We start from the raw sequence: 20,963 nt of genomic DNA, 5'->3' as shown, positions 1-20,963 counted from the left end.
AGCCATGGTCTCGTGGGCTCGGAGATGTGTATAAGAGACAGAATTTATATTAGATTGTTATACATAATCATTTATGATAAGGAAATATTACCTACAAAGGGGTATTATATGTATTTTTACCTTCCTATTTTTTGTAAAATGATAAGTTCTTTATATCTCATAAATAACTATTGCTTCTTTATTAAGACCTAGAAATCATCACATTTAATATATTACTGATACGCAATGCTCTAAAAATATTTAGTTATTTACTATAACAGTCAATGTATATTTCAGGTATACCTGATAATCTTCCATTATCATCTGGTCTATTACTGCCAACGGAACGTCCTTGTTATCCCGGAATCATTTGAAGCTGCCGAGTGCGGTATGGTAGTTCTTGGCCGTACCGATGTGATTTAATTGGCAGAGTCGCTCGATGAGATTCTCCATGAATATAAAAAGGGTATTTTCTTTTTCGGTGCACCGGAACTCCATAATTATATCTTCAGATGAATAACCTCGTCGTAGCAGATCGAATCTTTCAATAATCCTGTTCAGCTTTTCCAAATTCTCCTCCAGTTTTCGGATTATTGTCTGAATAACGGTTATCCGTTCGCCAGCCGGTGCCGAAACAGGTCTTGACTGTTTATCATCCCATTCATGAGAGAACACCTTATAACCGGTTGTGATTTGCCTGACGACACGGCGGTGAGTTACAAAATAAACGATAGTGCCCGGACGGCCTTCGACTGTTGACGGGCGGAATTTCACCTTTACTGTTGTCATACTTATATTTATTTAATTGGTAATGTTTCATTCTCGTCTTAACTTGCGGCATATAAAAATGGTCAACGTGACACAGACAACGAGAAAAGCAGCGGTACAGCCGAGTACTTCCCACAGCAATATGCTATGTATAAGACGAGCGTTCGCGGCGCAGGTACAAACGAAAGCCGCCGCGAGGGAGATGATTGCCTCTACCATACACCAGAAAGCGGTTGCGGAGATAAGCACACGGTCATTCGCCGAGAGGCGTCCGGCTAGCCTTGCGCATTCCCGTTCCATCCTGTCGGCCATCTTCCGGCAGATTTTCTCTCCCTCCTGTTCAAGCGTCTTTCTCGCTTCCTCGCCGAGTGTGACCGTGCTTGCCCCACGCAGGGAAGAAACAGCCCCGTCCATTTTGGGCAGGGCTTCCGAAAGTCTGTTTTCGAGCTTTTCCACGTTGGCACTAAGAATGCGGACAGCTTCATAATTGTTTTTCAGCGCATCGATTATGCGGTCTTGCTCCTGCATTTTTTCGGCAGTCGGAAGTGCCCCGTCTATTTCCGAGAAATCGAATTTTTTATTCATAGGCTGTTATCTTTTTCGTCCTGTCTTCGGTTTCTTTCCGATTACCCTTGCCGCTTCACGGGCGCACCGGCGTGCCCATTCCCGTTCGTCCTCGTCCTCGCGTCTTCCCCAAGGCAGGTCGTTGGAACTGCCGCCACCACCTCCCGAAGGAACCGCCGGAGTATCGAGCATCCCGACGAAAAGTGCCGCAGCCATGTCCGTGAGGTCACGGCTGTTGGCTGTCTCCCGGTAGTCGAACTCGTCATTGAATACGTCCAACGCTTCATCGGGAATGAAGAACCGGCGGCTTTCCCCGTCGATGTCGATATGGTACGGGCTGGTACCGGGACGATAGCCGGTGTATTGCGGAACCGGTGTCGTTCCTTGTGCGTGAACCGGAATCGTCCGGGGTGTAGTCGGTATAGATTTCCCTGCGGCGGGCTGTGTCGAAACAGTCCTTGTCTTGGGAGCCGCGTGCAGCTTTTTCCACGTGCTTTCAAGTTTGGTCGCCATGAGGTTGCGCCCTCTGCCGAGTTCGGAAGCCTTGTATCTGGCGTTGCCTTTCTTCAGCACGTAACCGCGCAATATCTTCTTGTTGTCGCGCAGCTCCCAAAACTCATATCCCTTGCTCCGGAGTCTGGCCACGTACTCGTCCCATGACCAGCTTTCCATGGATTGCAGGGTTTCCATGCAGTCCCGGTTCACCTGCCCGATGTTCGTCTCACGTACTTCGGCGGCAGTCGTCCAGCCCCGTTTCAGGGCCACACGCTCGGCTGCCCGCTGTGCCCGCAGGTGTATGTCATGGTCGTTGTTGATATTCCCCCGTTCGTCGATACGGCAGAACGCACCGTGAAGGTGGGGAATGCCGCTCTTGGATTCCAGATGCAGCCACACCGTGCCCTTGCTGCCTTTGAGGGCGGTTTTCGGGGAATAGGTCTTGCCGTTCTTGTCAAGCAGTTCGATGTTGTCGAACTCATCCGTGAAGTCGTCCCACAACCTTTGCCAGTCGTCGATGGTAAAGTCTTTGGTGTGTTCCGGCGCAGGGCTGACCTCGATGCGGATGACGGAATTTTTGACCCGTTTGGACTTCTCCAGCGTCAGCCGCATAGAATCCCATATACCCGTGGCATCCAGACCGGGCGGCAGCAGATTGTCCCCCACGTGGAAGATGCGTTCGGGATGTTTCTTGTTCCTCGATTCTCCCGTGATGTACCTGATGTCATTTATCCCGTGGGAGATGGATTTCGCTTTCCCTATCATGGCTCGTCCTCCCTGTCTTCACCGTTCCTTGTCCCGTCGGGCAGGCGGTTGGAAAACCGTACCTTGTCGAGCACGTCCGTGACACGCTCGGCCAGCCTGCCGAGTTCCTTGAGCCATTCGAGCATGAAAGGGTAACTGTTAAACATCTGTCTGCGCTTTTCGGGGTTCATGCCACGGAGCGCGGACGTGTAGTTCACGAGGTCGCTGCGGCATCCTATAAGGGTCTCCATGACCGCCTCCTGCCTTGCCGTCAGCCTCGCTTTCGGCCTGTAGTTGAAAGCTCTTGCCAGCACGTAGCTGCTGACGGTCATGCCGCACTCGGCGGCAAGGCGGCGGATGTACTGTTTCTGTTCCACGGTGACTTTGGCTCCGATGTATTCGGTGCGGCTGCCGCCGGACGGAAATGATGTGTCTTGCTTATTGTCTTCTGTCATAACTGTTGTTTTATAAGGGTTAAGCGGTGCGAGCCTGCGAGCGCCGCCACCGGCGAACTGCCAGTGAGCCGCGAGAGCGCCAAGGGATGACTGACCGAAGGGAGGTGATACCTTGGCATATCTCGAAACTGAAAGACGTTTTCACCTCTCCTGCGGCGTGCCTCCGCTGCCGGATAAAATGCCATTCAAAGGCCGTTCAGATGCCGTTCGAATACCATTCAGGGCGGGATTGCAAAGGTTTACGACGTGGAAGTTCTGAAAGTCCGTCCATTCCTCGACACAGGTCATGGAAGCGACGGAAGCGGTTTTGGAAGCGTCCACCGCTATCATGCCCAGCTTTTCCATCGTTGCAAGGAGATTGCGGATTCTTTTTCTCCCTATGTTCCATTCCTCCGCGAGTCTGGTTTCCGAGAACTGGAACTGTCCGGGCTGCAATTCCTGCGGCCTGCGGAATGAATCGCCCCTGCCGGGGGACAGTCGCATCCGTGAGAGCAGGTCATAAAAAAGAGTATGGTTGCCGATTGTATTGCCGTCGTCATCTTTCGTTGTCCCTCCGAGCCATTCGATTGCCTCTGCGGTAAAGTGGATGCGGACTGTACGGAAGCCCTGCGGCTTTTTGAAAAGGGATGTTTCCTTGTTCCTCTTGTTTTCTTGCATAATTCAATAAAAAATAAGGGAATGGAGTATCGGAAAACCTACAACAGTTTCAATGAGATAGTGCGTGCGGGAGTTTCCTTGTCCGTCCGATACCCCGTTCCGGTTTTGACATCAGTTCCGGTTCACGTTGGCGGCGGGTTGGGATTGCAGGTGTCCCCGTGCGTCCTCCACCGCCTTGAAGTCGGAAGAGATTTTCATCAGCACGATGCTGACGCGGCAGAGCTGGCCGATGTCAACGAAATCCTTGACGGCTTCCAACAGTTTTTGCGCACGTTCCTGACGGTGTTTCATCACGGCCTCGTTACTTGTTCCGTTTTCTTTGGCAAGCCCGTGATTGAGAAAGCGGTTGACAGCCAACATGTCCGTCGCCTCAATCGTTGCGGTATCGCCGTTGCCCGTCCCGTAACCGACCATTACCCGTATGGAATCGGCCTCGTAGGGGGAACAGCCGCGAAGAAAGTCCAGAATGGTCTGTACCTTCGCGCTGATTACGGGTCTGCTCTCTTTCTTTCTCTGTTCCTTGTTCGGGGATTCCTGAACCGTGGCATTCCTGATACCCGGTTCCATGTTCTTTGAATTGTCCATAACTGCATTGTTCTAAAAAAGGTTGATGAATCATTTGTTTTTCTCATGTGTTACCAGATAGTGGGATGCCTCGCTGTCGATCTCGACCTGCGATTTCACCCGTACCCGTTTCAGCCATGCGTCGAGGTCTTCCTTGGCGAAGAAGCACAGCTTGCCGCCCGGCTTGTAGTAAGGGATTGCGCGGCGCATCATCATCTTGTAGAGATAGCTTGGCTTCAGTCCGAGGTAACGGGCTGCTTCCGTGGTGGTCATCAAATTACGTTCACTTTCCATATACGTTCATTTTTATTGTTACTTGTACTTTCGTAGAATCGGAATCTGCTGTTTTTTCAGACTTTTCCTTTCTTCTGTTTCCGATGCAAAGTTAAGTTTGCTCCAAGGTGGGCCAATGGGGGACGAATGGGGAAAGTGCATGAAAAGAAAATGCGCCATACCGTTGTGTATGAACGGTATAGCGCATAGCTATAATGGGAAGATACCGGGCTGAATGGGGAAACGACGGGCGGTTATGGGGTACCTTTCAGCCGTCTTGCGTTTTCAACGGCCTTGTCGATGGATTTGCGGAAATCTTGATTCTCTTTGGTGGCAGCATTGTTGCAAACATCGCTGCGGTGCTTGTCGTAGTAGGATTTGGATATGCCGCAGCGTTTCAGGAACTCTTCCGACCAGAGTTTCCCGCGCTCTCGCGGCCTGATGGTACGGGCGATGGAAAACACCATGTAACAGATGCGAAGGTTCTCTTTCGGGCGCACGATGACCTCCCGTTCGGTGGGTTTCAGGTTCAGGAAGTTCACGAAGTCGCTGCCCGACAGATACTCGAACTGGTAGTCGTTGCACACCTCGTAAATGAACAGGCACAGGGCGAGGTCAACGGTATCCATCCATGCGGTGGTCTCTTGCAGCAGGCCTGCACGGTTCATGGGTTGCCCTCCTTCACGCGTCTGATGTCGGAGATGATGCTTCCGGCGATTCCTTGCAGACGCTCCACCAGCACGTCGAGGAATACCGGTTTGAAGCACCAGACACAGAAATTCCGGTCACGCTCCTGCTGCCATTCCTTATATGATAGGTTTGCGTGTGCATGAGCTTGGTCATATTTTGCCTTTGCTACTCCGCACTCCGTGTCGAGCGACCTGTATTCTTCCGAATCCAGAGGCAGGAAATCCAACCGGTTACTCATTGCCGAATACTCGCGCCAAAGTTCTGTGGCGGCTGTTTTCGCTTCCTCGTACCGGTGTTCAAAGGGGCTTAGATATTCCTCGAAAAGGGCTTCAAAGTTCACTGTCTGCAACGGTGTCCTGTCGAGTGAAAGGTATTTGTTCGTTTCCGAAAGAAGGGAAGAAGAAAAGTCCAGAAGTTGTCCGGGGTTCTCCTTTACCAGACAGGCTGCCTCCTTGACAAGAAGGTTCGTGTCGTTGAAATCCTGATAGAACAGGGACGGCGGCAAGGCCTGTTCAAAAGACAAGACGCCTTGTCCGTAAGTTGCAAGAAGCGTGTTCACTTCGTGCAACCGTTGTGTTATTTGCCGTATCATCATAATCGTCAGGAATTGAAAAGGTCGTCCATCGTCACCTCGCTGTGGACGATGCTTCTGTTCTTGCCATTGGCCACACCATACGTCGTGATAAAGGTATGAACCAGTGTCTTGTTGGTCTTGGTAAGTTCCCTGAACAAACCGGAACGGTCACGCAACCGGCGTTCGTATTCGGGCTTGATACGGTATGTGTCCATGCAGAATTTCATCTCGCACAGGTGTATGATCCGGTCAGCCCGCTCTATTATCATGTCTATTTGTCCGCCGGGCATTCCTTCCTCCTTATTGGGCTTGACCTGCCATGTGGACAAGGATGTAGCCATGCCCCTTATTCCCAAAGCCGACTTGATCTGTTTATGATGTCTCATGCAGACAAGCTCGAAACTGCTACCCATCCAGTCGAATACATTTCCGGAATCAAGATGATTGCTCCACCATTCATCATCGTGTGAGAGGTTGTCGGCAAGGAACTTGAAATAGAACAGCGAAAAGAAATCCGTAAGCCTGTAAACGGCTCCGCGACGTTTGTTGCCGTACTGAAGCCATTTCTCTATCATATCGGACCTTTCAAGGTTTTTTATCGCCTTGGTTATGTTGCTGCTCTTCGATGATAGTGACTGGAATATGTCCTTGCTTGTCATTCCCGATTCGTGTTCGCTGAGTAGTTGTACGATTGACGTGTACAGGTCGGCATTGTCGAAAAGGGCGTTGTATAGCTCCTCGAACTCCAGTTTCAAAAGTGCGCCTTCATTGAAAAACAGCCGGTCTATATTCTGGGAAAGGCTCAACGCGGGGTCAAGAAGGCTGTAATAAAACGGAACACCGCCAAGCACCATGTATGTCTGGGTAAGCTGGTAACGATCCCATTCGATGCCTCTGGTAGCGAGATACCGCTCCGTCTCATTCAGGGTGAACGGGGACAGATGCAGGTTACACGTCACTCTGGCATGGAGGCCTCCCTTGTTGGCGACAATCTTGTCTTTCATCCATGAGGTCGCGGACCCCGTGGCGATAAGCATGATGTTCCGCTGTGACATGGCCCAGCCGTTCCAGAAGTTTTCAAGGGCCGACACGAATATGGATTTTCCCGAATCCATCCAAGGCATTTCATCTATGAACACAATCCGTTTACGGTCAGCGGGCAGGGACGACAGGTATTCTTCAAGGGCATAAAAGGCTTCATCCCAGTTGCTTAAATGGGAGAACTTTTTTCCCGAATAACTGTTGAGCACATTCAGGAAGTTGTTCAACTGTCTGCGGGTGGTCATTCCATGCGCACCGACATATTTGAAATCAAACTCCCGGTCGAAAAATTCTTCAATCAGGAATGTCTTTCCGATACGCCGCCTGCCGTAGACTATGACCAGCTCCGATCTGTCCGAGTTCAGGCATCTTTCCAGTTCCGCGTGTTCTTTGTCGCGGCCAATAAGTTTATCCATACTTTCATGTTTTGATGCAAAATTACGCATTTGGAATTGCCCAAGCAAATTTTAGAACCACTTATTTGATATTATCTATGAAATATTACGCTGTAAATTCAGATATAAGGTTTTGTGAGGTTTATGAACTGCGTCCATAAATCTGAAATTATCTATCTAAATCAAGAAGATAAGTTCAGGTTTATGTATCTGATAAACAGATATGCCGAGTTTTGACCTCTTCGGATTGAAATCTGGCCGGAAAGGTCAAAATTCGGCAATTATTCAAATAAGGCTGAAAACGGTGGTAATGGAGTACAACGCAGGATGTCAGCCAAATACGTTATCAACCAGATTCACCGCTTCAACTTTCTTGCTGTCAACGATTTTCGCGTAAATCTGCGTAGTCTTTACGTTGGCATGGCCGAGCAGCTTGCTCGTGGTATAAAGATCCGCACCGAGGGTAAGCATCATTGTGGCGAACGTGTGGCGGCTCGTGTGATAGGTGATTTTTTTATTGATTCCTGCCGTTGCCATCCATTTGGCCAGTACCTTGTTGATATTGGGTTCTGCCGGGAGTCCGGCAAAGACATGCAGCCCGTCTTCCGCACCGTTCCTTTCAGGCAGCCAACGGACGGCATGGCGGGAAAGAGGCAAGTAAATCGGTGTGGTAGTTTTTTGCATCACGGTTGACATCCGGTATTGTTCCCCGTCCTGAACAATATCTTTCCATCGTAAGGCATAAACATCGCTCAACCTCAAACCGCAGTAACAGGCGAAAAGGTAGGCACGTTTCACGTCTTCGCGGGGGCATTCCGTGTCAATCAGAACTTTTATTTCGTCAATGGTCAGGTATTCCCGTTTGGATTCCGGCACCTTGATACGTTCTGTGGCTGCAAGTGTCATTATCGGGTTCTCCGGGATAACCTCGGCACGGACGGCGGCGTTGAGTGCGGTGGAGAAATAACCCACGTAGTCCGCTGCACTCTTGGGTGAAAGCGGCTTGTCCCACCGGGTCTTGTAGGTGTGCTGAATCCAGTCGATGAAACCCAGACACCAGTCCTTGTCAATCTCTCTCATCTTCACCTTTTTCTTGTAAAGGGGAAGTAACCGGCAGACTGTTCGTAACAGTTTCAGTCCTCTCGCGCCTTTTCGTTCCTGTTCGGCAAGATAGGCTTCCATCCAGTCGTCCAGTAGCATTTTGGAACGGACGGATGTCTTTTTCAGTCCGGCCTTCGAGTGAGTCAGTTCGATGATGCGTTTTGATTTGATGGCCTCTACCGCCGCTTTTGTGGCCCGGTTCTGCTCCTTGACCATAGGATTGATTTCGGGCAACAGGTACAGTTTCAAGAACTCGTAACTGCGTTTTCCGTCAACATAGATGTCGAGATAATAGGATTCCGAACCGTCGGCGAGCTTCTTCGTGCGCACCTTTACCGGTTCCTTGAGTCTGGTCGATTTCTTTGTTGTTGCCATATATAATAATGTATTTAGAATGCGTCGTCAACCAAGGTGATTGCATCGTCCTTTTTCTTGTCTACTATTTTTGCATAAACCTGTGTGGCACGCACGGAACGGTGGCCGAGGATTTTGGAAACGGTATAGATGTCCGCTCCGAGCGTCAGCAGCAGCACCGCACATGAATGACGTGCCGTGTGGAATGTCACGTTCTTCTTTACGCCTGCCTTATCAGCCCAGTTCTTGAGACTGACACAAAGGTTGCTTGTATTGGGCAGCCCTCCAAAGACAAGGCCATCCGGTGTACAGCCATTACGTTCCGGCAACCATTTTACCGCTTGGGACGAAAGGGGGATATAAACGGGATTGGTGGTCTTTGTCATTACTACCGACACGAGCCATTGCCCGCCTGATATGGAAATGTCACGCCAACGCAATTTCCGTATGTCACTGATACGAAGTCCGCAAAAACAGGAAAACAGGTATGCCTGCCGTACCTGCTCGTTAAAAAATGGCGTGGCTATCATTTTCTTTATCTCCTCGATGGTCAGAAAATCCCGTTTGCTTTCGGGAACTTTGATTTTCTCGGTCATCTCCAGTTTGTACCAAGGATTTGATTCAATCAGTCTCTCACGTACAGCCTCGTTCAAAGCGGTACGCAAAGTGGTATAATAGGAATGAGCCGTCTTGGGAGTAATCTGTTTTCCCCATGCGGTCTTGCAGGAAGAACGAAGCCAGTCGATATAATCAATGTAAAACTGTCTGTCCACATCACAGAGCCTGACATCTGCACGGAATTTCAGCAAGTTTTTACGGGCGTTGTCGATTCCGTTCAGGTCGCGTGCTTCCCGGTGTTCGTGGTTCTTGCGGACAATGGTCATCCAGTCGGACAGCAGCATATCGGAAGATTTGCTTTCCGGTACTGTTCCCACCTTCGCATTGAGCAGGACTTCTGTCCGTTCTCGCTGAATATCTTCCGCCTTGCGGAGTGTCTGCGCATTTTGCCGCCTTGCTTTGGCAGATGTTTCCGGCATGAGGTAGAGTTGCAGAAACTCGTACTCATGCCCGCCGTCTACACTACGGTCAAGAAACAGGGATAAACGTCCGTCCGCCAGTTTACGGTGACGTAACTTGAACGGAGATTTCTCTATTAATGATTTCTTTTTTCTTCCCATTGTATATCAATGATTTATATCCATATACAAAGGTAACAAATAATCCGGATATAAGTATCGTTTTAGGTAACAAAAATGTCGAATAATAGAGATTTTTAAGGAATACAACAGAAATCATCATTAGTTAATAATACATTGATAATCAGTATTTATATAGATTTTATCTGTTTTTATTTTCCCTTCGTTTCAATACATTGGCTAATGGGCTACCATCTACTGCCAGCAGATCCTGCTGGGCATGCTAACGATATTCGGCCCGATACAATGGGCGTTCTCGCTGTTGCCCAAGTGGGAAGGTGCATGGGCGAAGTGGCTTATCCGATACCTGACCGTGCATTTCTACGGGGCGATGCTCTACTTTGTAGGATTTTACGTGCTACTGCTGTTCGACATCGTGCTCTGCATACAGGTGGAGAACCTGACGGCTATCACGGCCAGCGAGCAGACGATGGCTGCCTACCTGCAGAACAGCTTCTTCTCGGCAGGCTACCTGATGGCGGCAAGCATCGTAGCCCTGAAGTGCCTGAACCTGGTGCCGGACCTGGCAGCGTGGATGATTCCGGAAGGCGACACGGCCTTCTCGACCCGAAACTTCGGCGAGGGTGTGGCGCAGCAGGCCAAGATGACGGCAACGGGCGGCATCGGAACCATGATGAGAGGATGACAAACCTTATAAAAAGATAGAACGATGAAAGCAAGCAAGAAACTGAAGAAATGGTACAGGGACGAACAGTTCGTCCGCTACATGCACAAGCGTGTCAACGAAGAAATGCGGCGTGCCGCAAACCAGCGGCTCACTGCGGAATACCGGGTACTGAACGACGGCTTTGACCGGGACAAACGGTATATCGCCCCGCTGACGACCTACCTGACCTACCGCCTGCAACTGGCCAGGCTGCAGAAAAAAGTTCGGAAACGAAAACGCGGCATCTGGTGGGTGTTCATTCGGGTAATCGTACTGGGAATCTACACGGAGCACTTCCCACGGGAGTTCGAGAAGCTCCGGCAGGACCTGCTGGAGGATATCATGCCGATACTGCATGAGGAATACCTGAAATGGAGAAACAATCAGTAAACAATCAAACATAGAGAAATATGGTTATCAAGCATTTGGAGAACAAAATCCGGCTGGTGGGCATCATCTGCACGGCCTTCCTTGCGGGATGCGTCATCATCAGCGTGTCGAGCATCTGGACTGCCCGCACGATGGTGACGGACGCACAGAAAAAAGTGTATGTGCTGGACGGCAACGTGCCCATTCTCGTGAACCGGACGACCATGGAGGAAACCCTGGACGTGGAAGCCAAGAGCCATGTGGAGAGGTTCCACCACTATTTCTTCACGCTGGCACCGGATGACAAGTACATCCGCTACACGATGGAGAAAGCGATGTACCTGGTCGATGAGACGGGACTGGCACAATACAACACCTTGAAAGAAAAAGGGTTCTACTCGAACATCCTGGGTACGAGTGCGGTATTCTCAATCTTCTGCGACAGCATCGCCTTTGACAAGAAGAGCATGGAGTTCACCTACTACGGACGGCAACGCATCGAACGCAGGAGCAACATCCTGATGCGCGAGCTGGTTACGGCAGGACAGCTCAAACGGGTACCGAGGACGGACAACAATCCGCACGGACTGCTGATCGTCAACTGGCGTACGCTGCTGAACAAGGACATCGAACAGAAGACCAAGAGCAACTACTAAACCAACGAGCGTATGAATATCAAAGGATTCAGGCGGATGCTGTTCGGAGAGAAGATGCCGGACAAGAACCATCCGCAATACAAGGAACGCTATGAGCGTGACGTGGATGCCGGGCGCAGGTTCGCCAGGATGACACGCATCGACTGGGCTGCAGCCAGGGTGCAGGGCTTCGCCGACGCACACCGGACGCTGTTTCTGGTCATCGTCTTCACTTTCGTCATCGGGGCCTTTGCCTGGAACACCTACCGCTTGGTAGCGGTGTACCGCCACAGTCCGGCGGGACGCACGGCAACGGAGGTGCAGGATTCGGTGCTGAGGGAACGGCACAGGCTGCATCAGGAGGGTAAGAGACAGGAACATACAAACGGAATAACCGGACAATGCAAGAGATAATCATCCATCAATCAAAGACATGCAATGAAGAATCTATTGGAGAAAATCAACTGGAGACAGCCGAAGTACATGCTTCCTGCCATCCTCTACTTCCCCCTGCTCGGCGCGTCCTATTTCATCTTCGACCTGTTCCACACGGAAACCCTGGAGATAAAGGACAAGACGATGCAGACAACGGAATTTCTGAATCCCGAACTGCCGGGAGCACAGATCAAGGACGACGGCATAGGCAGCAAGTACGAGAATATGGCAAAATCGTGGGGCAAGATACAGGACTACTCCGCAGTGGACAACATCGACCGGGACGAATCCGGCAAGAAGAAGGAGGAATATGAATCGAAATACACGCAGGACGACCTCGACCTGCTCACGGAACAGGAGAAGGCTGCGGCGGCTGAGATTGCCTCGGCCAAGGCACGGGAACAGGAAGCCCTCGCCGAACTGGAAAAAGCCCTTGCCGAAGCAAGGCTGAAAGGACAAAACGCAGTTCAGCCACCGGCAGAGACCGAGACCGCCGACACTGTTCCGCCCCGGGCAACGGAAGCATCGGGAATCATCGACGAAGAGAAGCGGGCGGTGAAGACACCGTCCGACGATGCACCGGCCAACGAGGTGGTGCGCAAGGTGAAGACCGCTTCAGATTACTTCAACACGCTGGCGAAGGATGCCCGAGAACCGAAACTCATACAGGCCATCATCGACGAGAACATCAAGGCGGTGGACGGCTCGCGCGTAAGGCTGCGTCTGCTCGATGACGTGGAAATCGGAAAATACGTGGTGAAACGGGGAACCTACCTTTACGCCACAGTAAGCGGTTTTTCATCAGGTCGGGTGAAAGGCAGCATCAGCAGCATCCTGGTGGATGACGAACTGATGAAGGTAAGCCTGTCCATCTATGACACCGACGGCATGGAAGGACTGTATGTACCTAACAGCCAGTTCCGGGAAACGAGCAAGGATGTGGCGAGCAGTGCCATGTCGGGCAATATGAACATGGGAATGGGCAGCACGGGAAGCAGCCTCGCCCAATGGGGCATGCAGGCGGTGACCAATGCCTACCAGAAGACAAGCAACGCCATCAGTAAGGCCATCAAGAAGAACAAGGTCAATCTGAAATACGGGACGTTCGTGTATCTGGTGAACGGACAGGAGAAGAAAAACTAAGATGCAGGTACCATGGAAAAGGATTTGTCAAACCTTCATCTGGGAACGGATGGACTGTACTATGAGGACTATGTCGCTCCCGAAGAGCCGAGAACATTCACCGGAAAACTTGTAAGCAGGCAATGGTGGCACCACGGCAGCCGCTTTGCCCTGATATGCAATTTCCTGACAGGGAACGGACAAAGGATTGCCCTGTTCGCCTTTCAGAAGGAGACCGGTTTCTACGGGCCGAGATACGGGGAGGTCAACTTCAAGACAGTGGAGATAGACACCTGGTGGGAATGCGAGGTCCGGATGACCCGGACAGGACGCTGCACATGGATCTGCGCCCAAAGGATTGACTGGCAGGAAGTCCCGGAAAGAGAAAAGGGAAAAGAAGAAACAAACGAATAACTATAATCAACGACATGGATATGAATTGGAAAAAAATCGCAATGGCATTTCTTCTGGCGGCAGGATTGCCGGCTGCACAGAACGCACTGGCGCAGACAACCTATGAAGAAATGGAACAGCTGACGGTGAACGAACAGGTAACGACCGTCATCACGGCATCGGAACCGGTGCGTTTCGTGGACATCTCCACCGACAAGGTAGCAGGTGACCAGCCTATCGACAACGTCATCCGGCTGAAACCTAAGGAGGCGGGACATGAGGACGGCGAAGTGCTTGCCATCGTCACCATCGTGACGGAACGCTACCGCTCGCAGTATGCCCTGGTCTACACGACCCGGATGAAGGAGGCGGTGACGGACAAGGAAATCCAGCTGCAGGAACGCAACGCCTTCAACAATCCGGCAGTGACAATGTCCACCGCCGACATGACGAGCTATGCACGGCGCATCTGGAACTCGCCTGCGAAAATCCGCAATGTGGCCACTAAAGCGCACCGCATGGTAATGCGCCTGAACAACATCTACTCGGTGGGCAACTATTTCTTCATCGACTTCTCCATCGAGAACAAGACGAACATCCGTTTTGACATCGACGAGATACGGGTGAAGCTGACGGACAAGAAGCTTGCCAAGGCCACCAACGCACAGACCGTCGAACTGACACCTACGCTGGTGCTGGAACCGGGCAAGACGTTCAGACACGGATACCGGAACGTACTGGTCGTGAAGAAGCTGACCTTCCCGAACAACAAACTGCTGACCATCGAAATGACGGAACGGCAAATCAGCGGCCGTAACATCAGTTTGAACATCGACTATGAGGATGTACTGGCGGCAGATTCGTTCCACGCAGATCTATTGGAGGAGGAATGACCATGAAAAAGACGATTATCCTGATACTGGCCTGTGTGTGCATCGCAGCCAGTGCGAGCGCACAGCGAGGCAGCGGACGCCTCTCGCTCGGTGTGGGGCTGCTCTACAAGAATGGCATGGATGCGACACTTGCCTACGAACACGAGATCAACTACCGTCATGCGTGGGAGTTTTTTGCCAACGGCTACCTGCAATGGGTCCAATGCGCCTCGTGCAAACATATCTGCCCGGATTCATTCTGGCGCAACTACCGTACCTATGGTTTCGGTGTAGCCTACAAGCCCTGTGTCACCAGGGGACGCAACCACCACGGCAGCCTGCGCATCGGTGCTTCGGCAGGGAGCGATACCCGGAAGTTCCTCGGCGGTCTGCATTTCGGCTATGAACACAACTATGCGCTGCGGGCCGGATGGACACTCTACTGGCAGGTAAAGAGCGATGTGATGATAAAAGGTGCGGACGTACTGCGGGCAGGTGTCGTGCTGGGTGTGAAACTGCCTGTGAAATAAGGGAACATAAAAAACGGAAACGATATGATACGAAAATTACAATGGGTGGCAGCGGCAACAATAGCTCTGTTGTGTGCTGCCTGTGATGCGCATTTCGATGTGCCTGATACGGCCATACAGCCGGGGTATGTCCTCTGTACAGACGGAACAGTGCTGTCCTATACAGCGTATGAGCAATCGGGCAAGAGAGCGATAGCGGTCCTGTTCGATGCCGGACAGCGGGAAGATGCGGAAGGGTACGGCTATGCGGTTTACCTCTGGGACATTGAACCGCTGGCCTTTGCCGACAGTCTCGGCGTTGATCAGGGCACTTCTGCCGATCCCATAGCTTTTGACGGGAATGCCAATACATCCAAGCTGTTTGAGGCAAAGGAAACGGCATCACCGATGGCCAAAGCCGTTTTTGATATGTGGGAGTATAAACAAAGTGCCTTCGTACCATCGGTAGCTGAAATGCGGGTACTATATGGCAACTTGAAAAAAGTAAACCCCATCATTGAACGGTGTGGCGGCCAGCCCTTGCCGGCGGACGAGGAAAATTGCTGGTACTGGACCTCCACAGAAGTGGCCGGACAGGAAACGGTCAAGGCCTGGCTCTACTCTTTGGGCAGCGGCACGATGCATGAGACCCCGAAAAATCAGGCGCACCGGGTGCGTCCGATCATTTCATTGAACAAGTAAACCTATCAACTTTTAAACAGTAAACTTATGAAGATGAACGGTATTGAAGATTTTATGACACCGCAGTGTATGGATATAGCACAGCCAAACCATGGGTTCTTCGGGTATCTGCTGAGATGCAAATGTCTCATACAGGAAGATATTTCGGGAGATTTCATATTCATTGACAACGGAATCGACTGTTTCGTGAGATTCCCCTCCGTAAAGAGCCACAGGGAGAAAATCCGGACGGAATGGAATGCCCGCACTGCCAGTTACCATGATTTTTTCCAAGGAATGCTCTTCTACGTCAATGAAGACAGGATTGAAGACTTTGCCGATTTCATGACTGACAGTCCGGACGAGGAAATAAGACAATTCCTGCAACGCTTCATGACAGAGGTACGTGCCGCAGTCCAAACCAACATCCCGGGAATAGAACCGCTCTATGCGGTGTCGCATATCGGTCAGCTTGCCAATGACGGTGGCATGCAGTGGCCTCACATCCATATCCTTTGGGGTATCAAAAAATAACAGATTAAAGCCATGGAAGAAAGTAAGGAATTGCAAGGATTCTACCAGATATTCCGTACGGTGGTGTATGTATCCGTACTGCTGGAGTTCTTTGAATATGCCATTGACCCGGCGGTGCTCGACCATTGGGGCGGCATATTGACGGATATCCACGGACGAATCAAACAGTGGGTTATCTACCGGGACGGGAATCTGGTGTACAGCAAGATTGTGACAGTGGTGCTCATCTGCATCACCTGTGTCGGTACACGGAACAAGAAACACCTGGAGTTCAACGCACGCAGACAGGTAGTATATCCGTTGACAGGCGGACTGCTGGTGCTGGTACTCTCCGTTTGGTTGTTCGGCCATAAGCTGGAACCGAGGCTCTACACCCTGCCGCTGAATATCGTTCTTTATATGACGGCCTCCATCGTAGGCGTAGTGTTGGTGCATGTAGCCCTGGACAACATCTCGAAATTCATCAAGGACGGACTGATGAAGGACCGCTTTAACTTCGAGAACGAAAGTTTCGAACAATGCGAAGAGAAGATAGAGAACGAATATAGTGTGAACATCCCCATGCGGTACTATTACAAAGGAAAGTTCAGGAAGGGCTGGATCTCTATCAGCAACTGCTTCAGAGGAACCTGGGTAGTCGGTACACCAGGTTCTGGTAAGACGTTCAGTATCATCGAACCGTTCATCCGGCAGCACTCGGCCAAGGGCTTTGCGATGGTTGTATATGATTACAAATTTCCGACACTGGCGACCAAGCTGTACTACCACTACAAGAAGAACGAGAAACTGGGTAAAGTGCCTAAAGGATGCAAGTTTAATATGATAAACTTTGTTGACGTGGAGTATAGTCGCCGGGTAAATCCAATCCAAGCCAAGTACATCAACAACCTCGCCGCTGCCAGTGAAACAGCGGAAACGCTGCTGGAGTCCCTGCAGAAAGGAAAGAAAGAGGGTGGCGGCGGAAGCGACCAGTTCTTCCAGACCTCGGCCGTGAACTTTCTTGCCGCCTGCATCTACTTCTTCGTGAACTATGAGAAAGAACCGTATGCGGCCGACGGCACTCCGCTGTATGCGGAGAGACGGCAGGACCCGCAGACGAAATTCTGGAAACCGACAGGTATCGTGCGTGACAAGGAGGGTGGCAACATCGTGGAACCGGCCTATTGGTTGGGAAAATACTCGGATATGCCGCATATCCTGTCATTCCTGAACGAAAGTTACCAGACTATTTTTGAAGTACTGGAAACAGACAATGAGGTAGCTCCGCTACTCGGCCCTTTTCAGACGGCCTTCAAGAACAAAGCGATGGAACAGCTGGAGGGTATGATCGGTACGCTGCGTGTCTATACCTCGCGACTGGCAACCAAGGAAAGCTATTGGATATTCCACCGTGACGGGGACGACTTCGACCTGAAAGTGAGCGACCCGAAGAATCCAAGCTACCTGCTGATAGCAAACGACCCCGAAATGGAGAGTATTATCGGTGCGTTGAATGCGTTGATATTGAACCGACTGGTTACACGAGTGAATACCGGGCAGGGCAAGAATATCCCTGTGAGTATTATCGTGGATGAGTTGCCGACCTTGTACTTCCACAAGATAGACCGCCTGATCGGTACGGCCCGAAGCAACAAGGTGAGCGTAACGCTCGGCTTTCAGGAACTGCCGCAGCTGGAGGCCGATTATGGCAAGGTAGGTATGCAGAAAATCATCACAACGGTGGGCAATGTGGTGAGCGGCTCGGCCCGCGCGAAAGAGACATTGGAATGGCTGTCGAACGACATCTTCGGCAAGGTTGTGCAGATCAAAAAGGGCGTGACCATCGACCGGGACAAGACGAGCATCAATCTCAACGAAAACATGGACAGCCTGGTGCCTGCCTCGAAGATTTCGGACATGGCCACCGGCTGGATATGCGGTCAGACGGCACGCGACTTCGTAAAGACGAAAACCGGTGCCGGAGGTTCGATGAACATCCAGGAATCGGAAGAGTTCAAGACCACGAAGTTCTTCTGCAAGACGGATTTTGACATGAATGAGATAAAGAAAGAGGAAGCAGCATATGTACCGCTGCCCAAGTTCTACACGTTCAAGTCGAGAGAGGAGCGCGAACGCATCCTGTACAAGAATTTCGTGCAGGTGGGGCAAGACGTGAAGGAGATGATCAAGGACGTACAGAACAAGCGTAACGCCAAATAGCGGCTAATCCAACCGAACAGAGGGAATAAATAAGGGAAACGTCTGCCAATGTCATCGGAGTTATTGCATGTCTTTTTATGCTTTCAATAATCCGCCATTCTCAAGCAGATATATCCGTAAAAAGCATTATATTTGCACTCAGAAACAATTTATTGCAAATGGAAAAAGATATAAACCGCATAAAGGCTGTATTGGCCGAAACAGGGAAAACGAATGTGTGGCTGGCCGAGCAGCTTGGCGTGAATCCGACCACCGTGTCCAAATGGTGTACAAACACCTGCCAACCGGATTTGCATACCCTATCTAAAATTGCAGAATTACTTAACGTGAGCCGCAGGGAACTGTTGCGCCCTTAAACTCCTACATCATCATGGCAGAACATACAACAGACATAAAGAGCCGGATTAAGGCACTGATAGGTCAGGGCGAAAGTTCGGAAGTCGAGTTCAAATCAGCACGCGGAGGATTCCCCGGCAGCTTTTGGGAGAGCTATTCGGCTTTCGCCAACACCAACGGCGGTACAATCGTGCTGGGCGTGGTGGAAAAGGATAACCGTTTCTCCTTTGACGGACTGACGGAGGAAACCATCGTCCGCTACAAGAAGATTTTCTGGGACTGCGCCCACAACAAAGGGAAAATAAGCGTTTGCCTACCGAGGGAATCGGACGTGAGAATCGAGCAAATCGAAGAGTCGTATATCCTGATATGCGATATTCCACGTGCGAACTACGAGCTTCGTCCGGTCTATATCGGCAGCAATCCGTTCGGGAGCACTTACCGCAGGAACCACGAGGGAGATTATCTCTGTACGGATGCGGAGGTAAGGCGGATGTTCGCAGATGCCGAGCATGACCGCCATTCGCAGGACGGACGCATCCTTGCAGGATTTGAGTTCGAGCGGGATATAGACAAGGAATCACTGCACCAATACCGTCAGACACTCGCCAGTCTGCAACCCACTCATCCGTGGATAGGTATCAGCGACATGGATTTCTTGAAGAAGATAGGAGCTTACACCACGGAATACGAGACCGGGAAAGAGGGATTCACCTTGGCCGGTATACTGATGTTCGGTAAATACGACAGCATCACCAACCCTTCGGGCGACCCAATGTACTTTGTGGATTATCGGGAACGGATTGCAACCGACAATCCCGACATCCGATGGACGCACCGTATCTATCCAGATGGCATGTGGGAAGCAAATCTCTATCAATACTATGTAAGGGTATACAACCGCCTGATACAGTCGCTGCCCCGTCCGTTCATGATAAAAGACGGAGTGCGTCAGGAAGAGACCCCTGCCCACGATGCCGTGAGGGAAGCCCTTATTAACGCAATCGTTCATCAGGATGTCAATGCACAAGGGCATATCATCGTAGAGCGTACCGACAAGAGCCTTGTCTTTATGAACCAAGGAATGATGTTGGTTTCCAAGAAGCAGTATTTCGAAGGTGGGCGTAGCATTTGTCGAAATCCAATTCTGCAAAAGATGTTCATGATGCTTGGTCGTGCTGAGAAAGCCGGCAGCGGTGTGGATAAAATTGTGAGCGGATGGAAATATCTGGGTTGGCCGCTTCCTACCGTTGCGGAAGAAACACGACCGGACTATGTGGTACTGACCATGCAGTTAGGGACGGAACCCGACAAGAAAACCCGACAAGAAAACCCGACAAGAAAACCCGATAAGAAAACCCGACAAGAATCCTCTGCAAGAAAGTCCAATAAACAGGTATTGCGGAGGGAGCAAATCTTGGAGTTCTGTGTTGAGCCAAAGTCGTTATTCGATATTTTACAGCATTTGGGATTGAAAAACAGGGAAAATCTTATGGAGGTCTATATCAATCCGATGATTGGTGCAGGGGCGTTGGCGATGACGGAGCCAGACAATCCTACGAGCCGCAACCAGATGTATGTGGCGGTGAGGGAGGATATGGAGCACATGTAATTCAAAATGATTGTGCTGCCCCAATAATAAAGAGGTCGGACAGCGAAAATGCCCGACCTCTTTATTATTGGGGCAATGAGGATTCATTAGCGTGTCTTACACAAAGAATGTATTATTCCGAGACAAAACCAACCGCTTTCTGCCATTCCAAAGGACTCTTGGTCTGGATGAAAGAGGGCGATTATTCCAATCGGTTGGAGATAATACCGGGAATCTAACTAGTATCAATAGAAAAGCGGATTCGTTACAGGGATTATCCATACGTAGTAAAAAGGGATGTTTTGCCTTCGGCAAAACCGGGCGCACAAAAAACACCGCCGGTACGGATGTATGGGCGGTGCAAAGAGTTATTGCTGCCATGTCAGGCAGTCTGTCCACTCAACAGCTTGCCGAGCTGTTGCCTGCAAAACTCCTCGTATTCGGCTTGGTCGGTGCCGCTCTCGACAGCGCAGTCAATGACATCGCCCAACTCATCGAAGCACACTTCCTTGCCGATACACTCCGTGGCGGAGCCGTTGAGCAGATATACCTCGTAGTAGTCCGAGCCGTTAAGTACAATCATGACGTATCCGTTGTGGAGCCGTCCGTTCAGTTTGATGCGCAGTGCAGGCAAGTCCCTGTAGATGGTGGCAGCAAATTCGGTGATGCCCCATGACATGATAACCGGTGCCGGGGTCATTCCTACCAGCTGTTCCTTGATGGTCTGTGCAATTTGTAATACATATTCTTTTTCCATAACTATATTGTAT

General features: G+C 50.7%; 25 protein-coding genes and 1 pseudogene. 14 read left to right on the top strand and 12 right to left on the bottom strand.

Annotation, left to right across the window (positions count from 1 at the left end):
• Positions 1 to 345 precede the first annotated feature (345 nt).
• The 4 genes from LPH68_RS19515 to LPH68_RS19500 are packed head-to-tail and all read right to left on the bottom strand — an operon-like array spanning position 346 to position 3,005.
• On the bottom strand, positions 346 to 768 hold the full coding sequence (locus LPH68_RS19515; protein WP_004312210.1) for an integrase: 423 nt from the start codon (positions 766 to 768) through the stop codon (positions 346 to 348).
• Positions 769 to 795: 27 nt separating this feature from the next.
• A complete protein-coding gene (locus tag LPH68_RS19510) occupies positions 796 to 1,332 on the bottom strand; it encodes a hypothetical protein (RefSeq protein WP_004292644.1) in 537 nt (178 codons plus the stop codon).
• Between the two features lie 6 nt (positions 1,333 to 1,338).
• Positions 1,339 to 2,571 (bottom strand): hypothetical protein, encoded by a 1,233-nt coding sequence (locus LPH68_RS19505; protein ID WP_004292643.1) that lies wholly within the window; start codon positions 2,569 to 2,571, stop codon positions 1,339 to 1,341.
• Complete coding sequence (locus tag LPH68_RS19500; protein WP_004292642.1) at positions 2,568 to 3,005, bottom strand: hypothetical protein; 438 nt, start codon at positions 3,003 to 3,005, stop codon at positions 2,568 to 2,570. Before LPH68_RS19500 ends, LPH68_RS19505 begins: the two co-directional genes overlap by 4 nt.
• A gap of 246 nt (positions 3,006 to 3,251) precedes the next feature.
• Here LPH68_RS19500 and LPH68_RS19495 point away from each other — a divergent pair, with 246 nt between their 5' ends.
• Positions 3,252 to 3,461, top strand: coding sequence for a hypothetical protein (locus LPH68_RS19495; RefSeq protein WP_171028073.1), 210 nt, complete (start codon positions 3,252 to 3,254; stop codon positions 3,459 to 3,461).
• A gap of 312 nt (positions 3,462 to 3,773) precedes the next feature.
• On the opposite strand, the gene LPH68_RS19490 is transcribed toward LPH68_RS19495, so the two are convergent.
• The 7 genes from LPH68_RS19490 to LPH68_RS19460 all read right to left on the bottom strand — a co-directional run bounded on the left by LPH68_RS19490 (position 3,774) and on the right by LPH68_RS19460 (position 9,832).
• The gene (locus LPH68_RS19490; RefSeq protein ID WP_004312208.1) at positions 3,774 to 4,247 is read right to left on the bottom strand and encodes a hypothetical protein; all 474 of its coding nucleotides are present in this window, start codon (positions 4,245 to 4,247) and stop codon (positions 3,774 to 3,776) included.
• A gap of 30 nt (positions 4,248 to 4,277) precedes the next feature.
• Positions 4,278 to 4,520 carry a helix-turn-helix domain-containing protein gene (locus LPH68_RS19485; protein ID WP_004292639.1) on the bottom strand — a complete coding sequence of 81 codons (243 nt, stop codon included), beginning with the start codon at positions 4,518 to 4,520 and terminating at the stop codon, positions 4,278 to 4,280.
• 233 nt (positions 4,521 to 4,753) lie between these two features.
• Positions 4,754 to 5,167 (bottom strand): hypothetical protein, encoded by a 414-nt coding sequence (locus tag LPH68_RS19480; protein WP_004312207.1) that lies wholly within the window; start codon positions 5,165 to 5,167, stop codon positions 4,754 to 4,756.
• Positions 5,164 to 5,784 carry a hypothetical protein gene (locus tag LPH68_RS19475; protein WP_004312206.1) on the bottom strand — a complete coding sequence of 207 codons (621 nt, stop codon included), beginning with the start codon at positions 5,782 to 5,784 and terminating at the stop codon, positions 5,164 to 5,166. The genes LPH68_RS19480 and LPH68_RS19475 overlap by 4 nt, the downstream gene beginning before the upstream one ends.
• 5 nt (positions 5,785 to 5,789) lie before the next feature.
• A complete protein-coding gene (locus LPH68_RS19470; protein ID WP_004292637.1) occupies positions 5,790 to 7,220 on the bottom strand; it encodes an ATP-binding protein in 1,431 nt (476 codons plus the stop codon).
• A gap of 309 nt (positions 7,221 to 7,529) precedes the next feature.
• The gene (locus LPH68_RS19465) at positions 7,530 to 8,675 is read right to left on the bottom strand and encodes a site-specific integrase (protein ID WP_004292636.1); all 1,146 of its coding nucleotides are present in this window, start codon (positions 8,673 to 8,675) and stop codon (positions 7,530 to 7,532) included.
• Between the two features lie 14 nt (positions 8,676 to 8,689).
• Positions 8,690 to 9,832, bottom strand: coding sequence for a site-specific integrase (locus tag LPH68_RS19460; protein WP_070782453.1), 1,143 nt, complete (start codon positions 9,830 to 9,832; stop codon positions 8,690 to 8,692).
• A 202-nt stretch (positions 9,833 to 10,034) separates the two neighbouring features.
• Between LPH68_RS19460 and LPH68_RS19455 the strand changes: the two are divergent.
• From LPH68_RS19455 to LPH68_RS19395, 13 genes and pseudogenes are all read left to right on the top strand, one after another.
• Positions 10,035 to 10,496 (top strand): annotated as a pseudogene (locus LPH68_RS19455) (hypothetical protein); the annotation flags it as partial.
• A gap of 24 nt (positions 10,497 to 10,520) precedes the next feature.
• Positions 10,521 to 10,907 (top strand): hypothetical protein, encoded by a 387-nt coding sequence (locus LPH68_RS19450; RefSeq protein WP_230297092.1) that lies wholly within the window; start codon positions 10,521 to 10,523, stop codon positions 10,905 to 10,907.
• Between the two features lie 20 nt (positions 10,908 to 10,927).
• Complete coding sequence (traK, locus tag LPH68_RS19445) at positions 10,928 to 11,542, top strand: conjugative transposon protein TraK (RefSeq protein WP_230297091.1); 615 nt, start codon at positions 10,928 to 10,930, stop codon at positions 11,540 to 11,542.
• A 12-nt stretch (positions 11,543 to 11,554) separates the two neighbouring features.
• Positions 11,555 to 11,935 carry a hypothetical protein gene (locus tag LPH68_RS19440; RefSeq protein ID WP_230297090.1) on the top strand — a complete coding sequence of 127 codons (381 nt, stop codon included), beginning with the start codon at positions 11,555 to 11,557 and terminating at the stop codon, positions 11,933 to 11,935.
• A 24-nt stretch (positions 11,936 to 11,959) separates the two neighbouring features.
• The gene (traM, locus tag LPH68_RS19435; protein WP_230297089.1) at positions 11,960 to 13,099 is read left to right on the top strand and encodes a conjugative transposon protein TraM; all 1,140 of its coding nucleotides are present in this window, start codon (positions 11,960 to 11,962) and stop codon (positions 13,097 to 13,099) included.
• 12 nt (positions 13,100 to 13,111) lie between these two features.
• A complete protein-coding gene (locus LPH68_RS19430; protein ID WP_230297088.1) occupies positions 13,112 to 13,492 on the top strand; it encodes a hypothetical protein in 381 nt (126 codons plus the stop codon).
• Between the two features lie 41 nt (positions 13,493 to 13,533).
• Positions 13,534 to 14,364, top strand: coding sequence for a conjugative transposon protein TraN (traN, locus tag LPH68_RS19425; protein ID WP_370638806.1), 831 nt, complete (start codon positions 13,534 to 13,536; stop codon positions 14,362 to 14,364).
• Positions 14,361 to 14,873: a toxin co-regulated pilus biosynthesis Q family protein gene (locus tag LPH68_RS19420; protein WP_230297087.1), complete on the top strand. Its 513-nt coding sequence runs from the start codon at positions 14,361 to 14,363 to the stop codon at positions 14,871 to 14,873. The genes traN and LPH68_RS19420 overlap by 4 nt, the downstream gene beginning before the upstream one ends.
• 24 nt (positions 14,874 to 14,897) lie before the next feature.
• Positions 14,898 to 15,554 carry a DUF1566 domain-containing protein gene (locus LPH68_RS19415; RefSeq protein ID WP_230297086.1) on the top strand — a complete coding sequence of 219 codons (657 nt, stop codon included), beginning with the start codon at positions 14,898 to 14,900 and terminating at the stop codon, positions 15,552 to 15,554.
• A 27-nt stretch (positions 15,555 to 15,581) separates the two neighbouring features.
• Positions 15,582 to 16,067 carry a hypothetical protein gene (locus LPH68_RS19410; RefSeq protein WP_230297085.1) on the top strand — a complete coding sequence of 162 codons (486 nt, stop codon included), beginning with the start codon at positions 15,582 to 15,584 and terminating at the stop codon, positions 16,065 to 16,067.
• A gap of 12 nt (positions 16,068 to 16,079) precedes the next feature.
• Entirely contained in the window at positions 16,080 to 18,266 is a 2,187-nt protein-coding gene (locus LPH68_RS19405; RefSeq protein WP_230297084.1) for a type IV secretory system conjugative DNA transfer family protein, read from the top strand.
• Positions 18,267 to 18,424: 158 nt separating this feature from the next.
• Positions 18,425 to 18,622 (top strand): helix-turn-helix transcriptional regulator, encoded by a 198-nt coding sequence (locus LPH68_RS19400; protein WP_230297083.1) that lies wholly within the window; start codon positions 18,425 to 18,427, stop codon positions 18,620 to 18,622.
• 14 nt (positions 18,623 to 18,636) lie between these two features.
• Positions 18,637 to 20,214 (top strand): RNA-binding domain-containing protein, encoded by a 1,578-nt coding sequence (locus LPH68_RS19395; protein ID WP_230297082.1) that lies wholly within the window; start codon positions 18,637 to 18,639, stop codon positions 20,212 to 20,214.
• Positions 20,215 to 20,575: 361 nt separating this feature from the next.
• Here LPH68_RS19395 and LPH68_RS19390 read toward each other — a convergent pair whose 3' ends face one another.
• Positions 20,576 to 20,950: a hypothetical protein gene (locus LPH68_RS19390; RefSeq protein WP_230297081.1), complete on the bottom strand. Its 375-nt coding sequence runs from the start codon at positions 20,948 to 20,950 to the stop codon at positions 20,576 to 20,578.
• Positions 20,951 to 20,963 lie beyond the last annotated feature (13 nt).

The sequence above is a fragment of the Bacteroides sp. 1_1_30 genome, from assembly GCF_020982715.1.
GTDB lineage: Bacteria > Bacteroidota > Bacteroidia > Bacteroidales > Bacteroidaceae > Bacteroides > Bacteroides xylanisolvens.
This window is presented reverse-complemented; position numbering and strand designations above follow the sequence as displayed.

Coding starts and splice junctions, on each gene's coding strand:
- LPH68_RS19515 (WP_004312210.1), bottom strand. CDS start 768: ATGACAACAGTAAAGGTGAAATTCCGCCCGTCAACAGTCGAAGGCCGT.
- LPH68_RS19510 (WP_004292644.1), bottom strand. CDS start 1,332: ATGAATAAAAAATTCGATTTCTCGGAAATAGACGGGGCACTTCCGACT.
- LPH68_RS19505 (WP_004292643.1), bottom strand. CDS start 2,571: ATGATAGGGAAAGCGAAATCCATCTCCCACGGGATAAATGACATCAGG.
- LPH68_RS19500 (WP_004292642.1), bottom strand. CDS start 3,005: ATGACAGAAGACAATAAGCAAGACACATCATTTCCGTCCGGCGGCAGC.
- LPH68_RS19490 (WP_004312208.1), bottom strand. CDS start 4,247: ATGGACAATTCAAAGAACATGGAACCGGGTATCAGGAATGCCACGGTT.
- LPH68_RS19485 (WP_004292639.1), bottom strand. CDS start 4,520: ATGGAAAGTGAACGTAATTTGATGACCACCACGGAAGCAGCCCGTTAC.
- LPH68_RS19480 (WP_004312207.1), bottom strand. CDS start 5,167: ATGAACCGTGCAGGCCTGCTGCAAGAGACCACCGCATGGATGGATACC.
- LPH68_RS19475 (WP_004312206.1), bottom strand. CDS start 5,784: ATGATGATACGGCAAATAACACAACGGTTGCACGAAGTGAACACGCTT.
- LPH68_RS19470 (WP_004292637.1), bottom strand. CDS start 7,220: ATGGATAAACTTATTGGCCGCGACAAAGAACACGCGGAACTGGAAAGA.
- LPH68_RS19465 (WP_004292636.1), bottom strand. CDS start 8,675: ATGGCAACAACAAAGAAATCGACCAGACTCAAGGAACCGGTAAAGGTG.
- LPH68_RS19460 (WP_070782453.1), bottom strand. CDS start 9,832: ATGGGAAGAAAAAAGAAATCATTAATAGAGAAATCTCCGTTCAAGTTA.
- LPH68_RS19450 (WP_230297092.1), top strand. CDS start 10,521: ATGAAAGCAAGCAAGAAACTGAAGAAATGGTACAGGGACGAACAGTTC.
- traK (WP_230297091.1), top strand. CDS start 10,928: ATGGTTATCAAGCATTTGGAGAACAAAATCCGGCTGGTGGGCATCATC.
- LPH68_RS19440 (WP_230297090.1), top strand. CDS start 11,555: ATGAATATCAAAGGATTCAGGCGGATGCTGTTCGGAGAGAAGATGCCG.
- traM (WP_230297089.1), top strand. CDS start 11,960: ATGAAGAATCTATTGGAGAAAATCAACTGGAGACAGCCGAAGTACATG.
- LPH68_RS19430 (WP_230297088.1), top strand. CDS start 13,112: ATGGAAAAGGATTTGTCAAACCTTCATCTGGGAACGGATGGACTGTAC.
- traN (WP_370638806.1), top strand. CDS start 13,534: ATGGCATTTCTTCTGGCGGCAGGATTGCCGGCTGCACAGAACGCACTG.
- LPH68_RS19420 (WP_230297087.1), top strand. CDS start 14,361: ATGACCATGAAAAAGACGATTATCCTGATACTGGCCTGTGTGTGCATC.
- LPH68_RS19415 (WP_230297086.1), top strand. CDS start 14,898: ATGATACGAAAATTACAATGGGTGGCAGCGGCAACAATAGCTCTGTTG.
- LPH68_RS19410 (WP_230297085.1), top strand. CDS start 15,582: ATGAAGATGAACGGTATTGAAGATTTTATGACACCGCAGTGTATGGAT.
- LPH68_RS19405 (WP_230297084.1), top strand. CDS start 16,080: ATGGAAGAAAGTAAGGAATTGCAAGGATTCTACCAGATATTCCGTACG.
- LPH68_RS19400 (WP_230297083.1), top strand. CDS start 18,425: ATGGAAAAAGATATAAACCGCATAAAGGCTGTATTGGCCGAAACAGGG.
- LPH68_RS19395 (WP_230297082.1), top strand. CDS start 18,637: ATGGCAGAACATACAACAGACATAAAGAGCCGGATTAAGGCACTGATA.
- LPH68_RS19390 (WP_230297081.1), bottom strand. CDS start 20,950: ATGGAAAAAGAATATGTATTACAAATTGCACAGACCATCAAGGAACAG.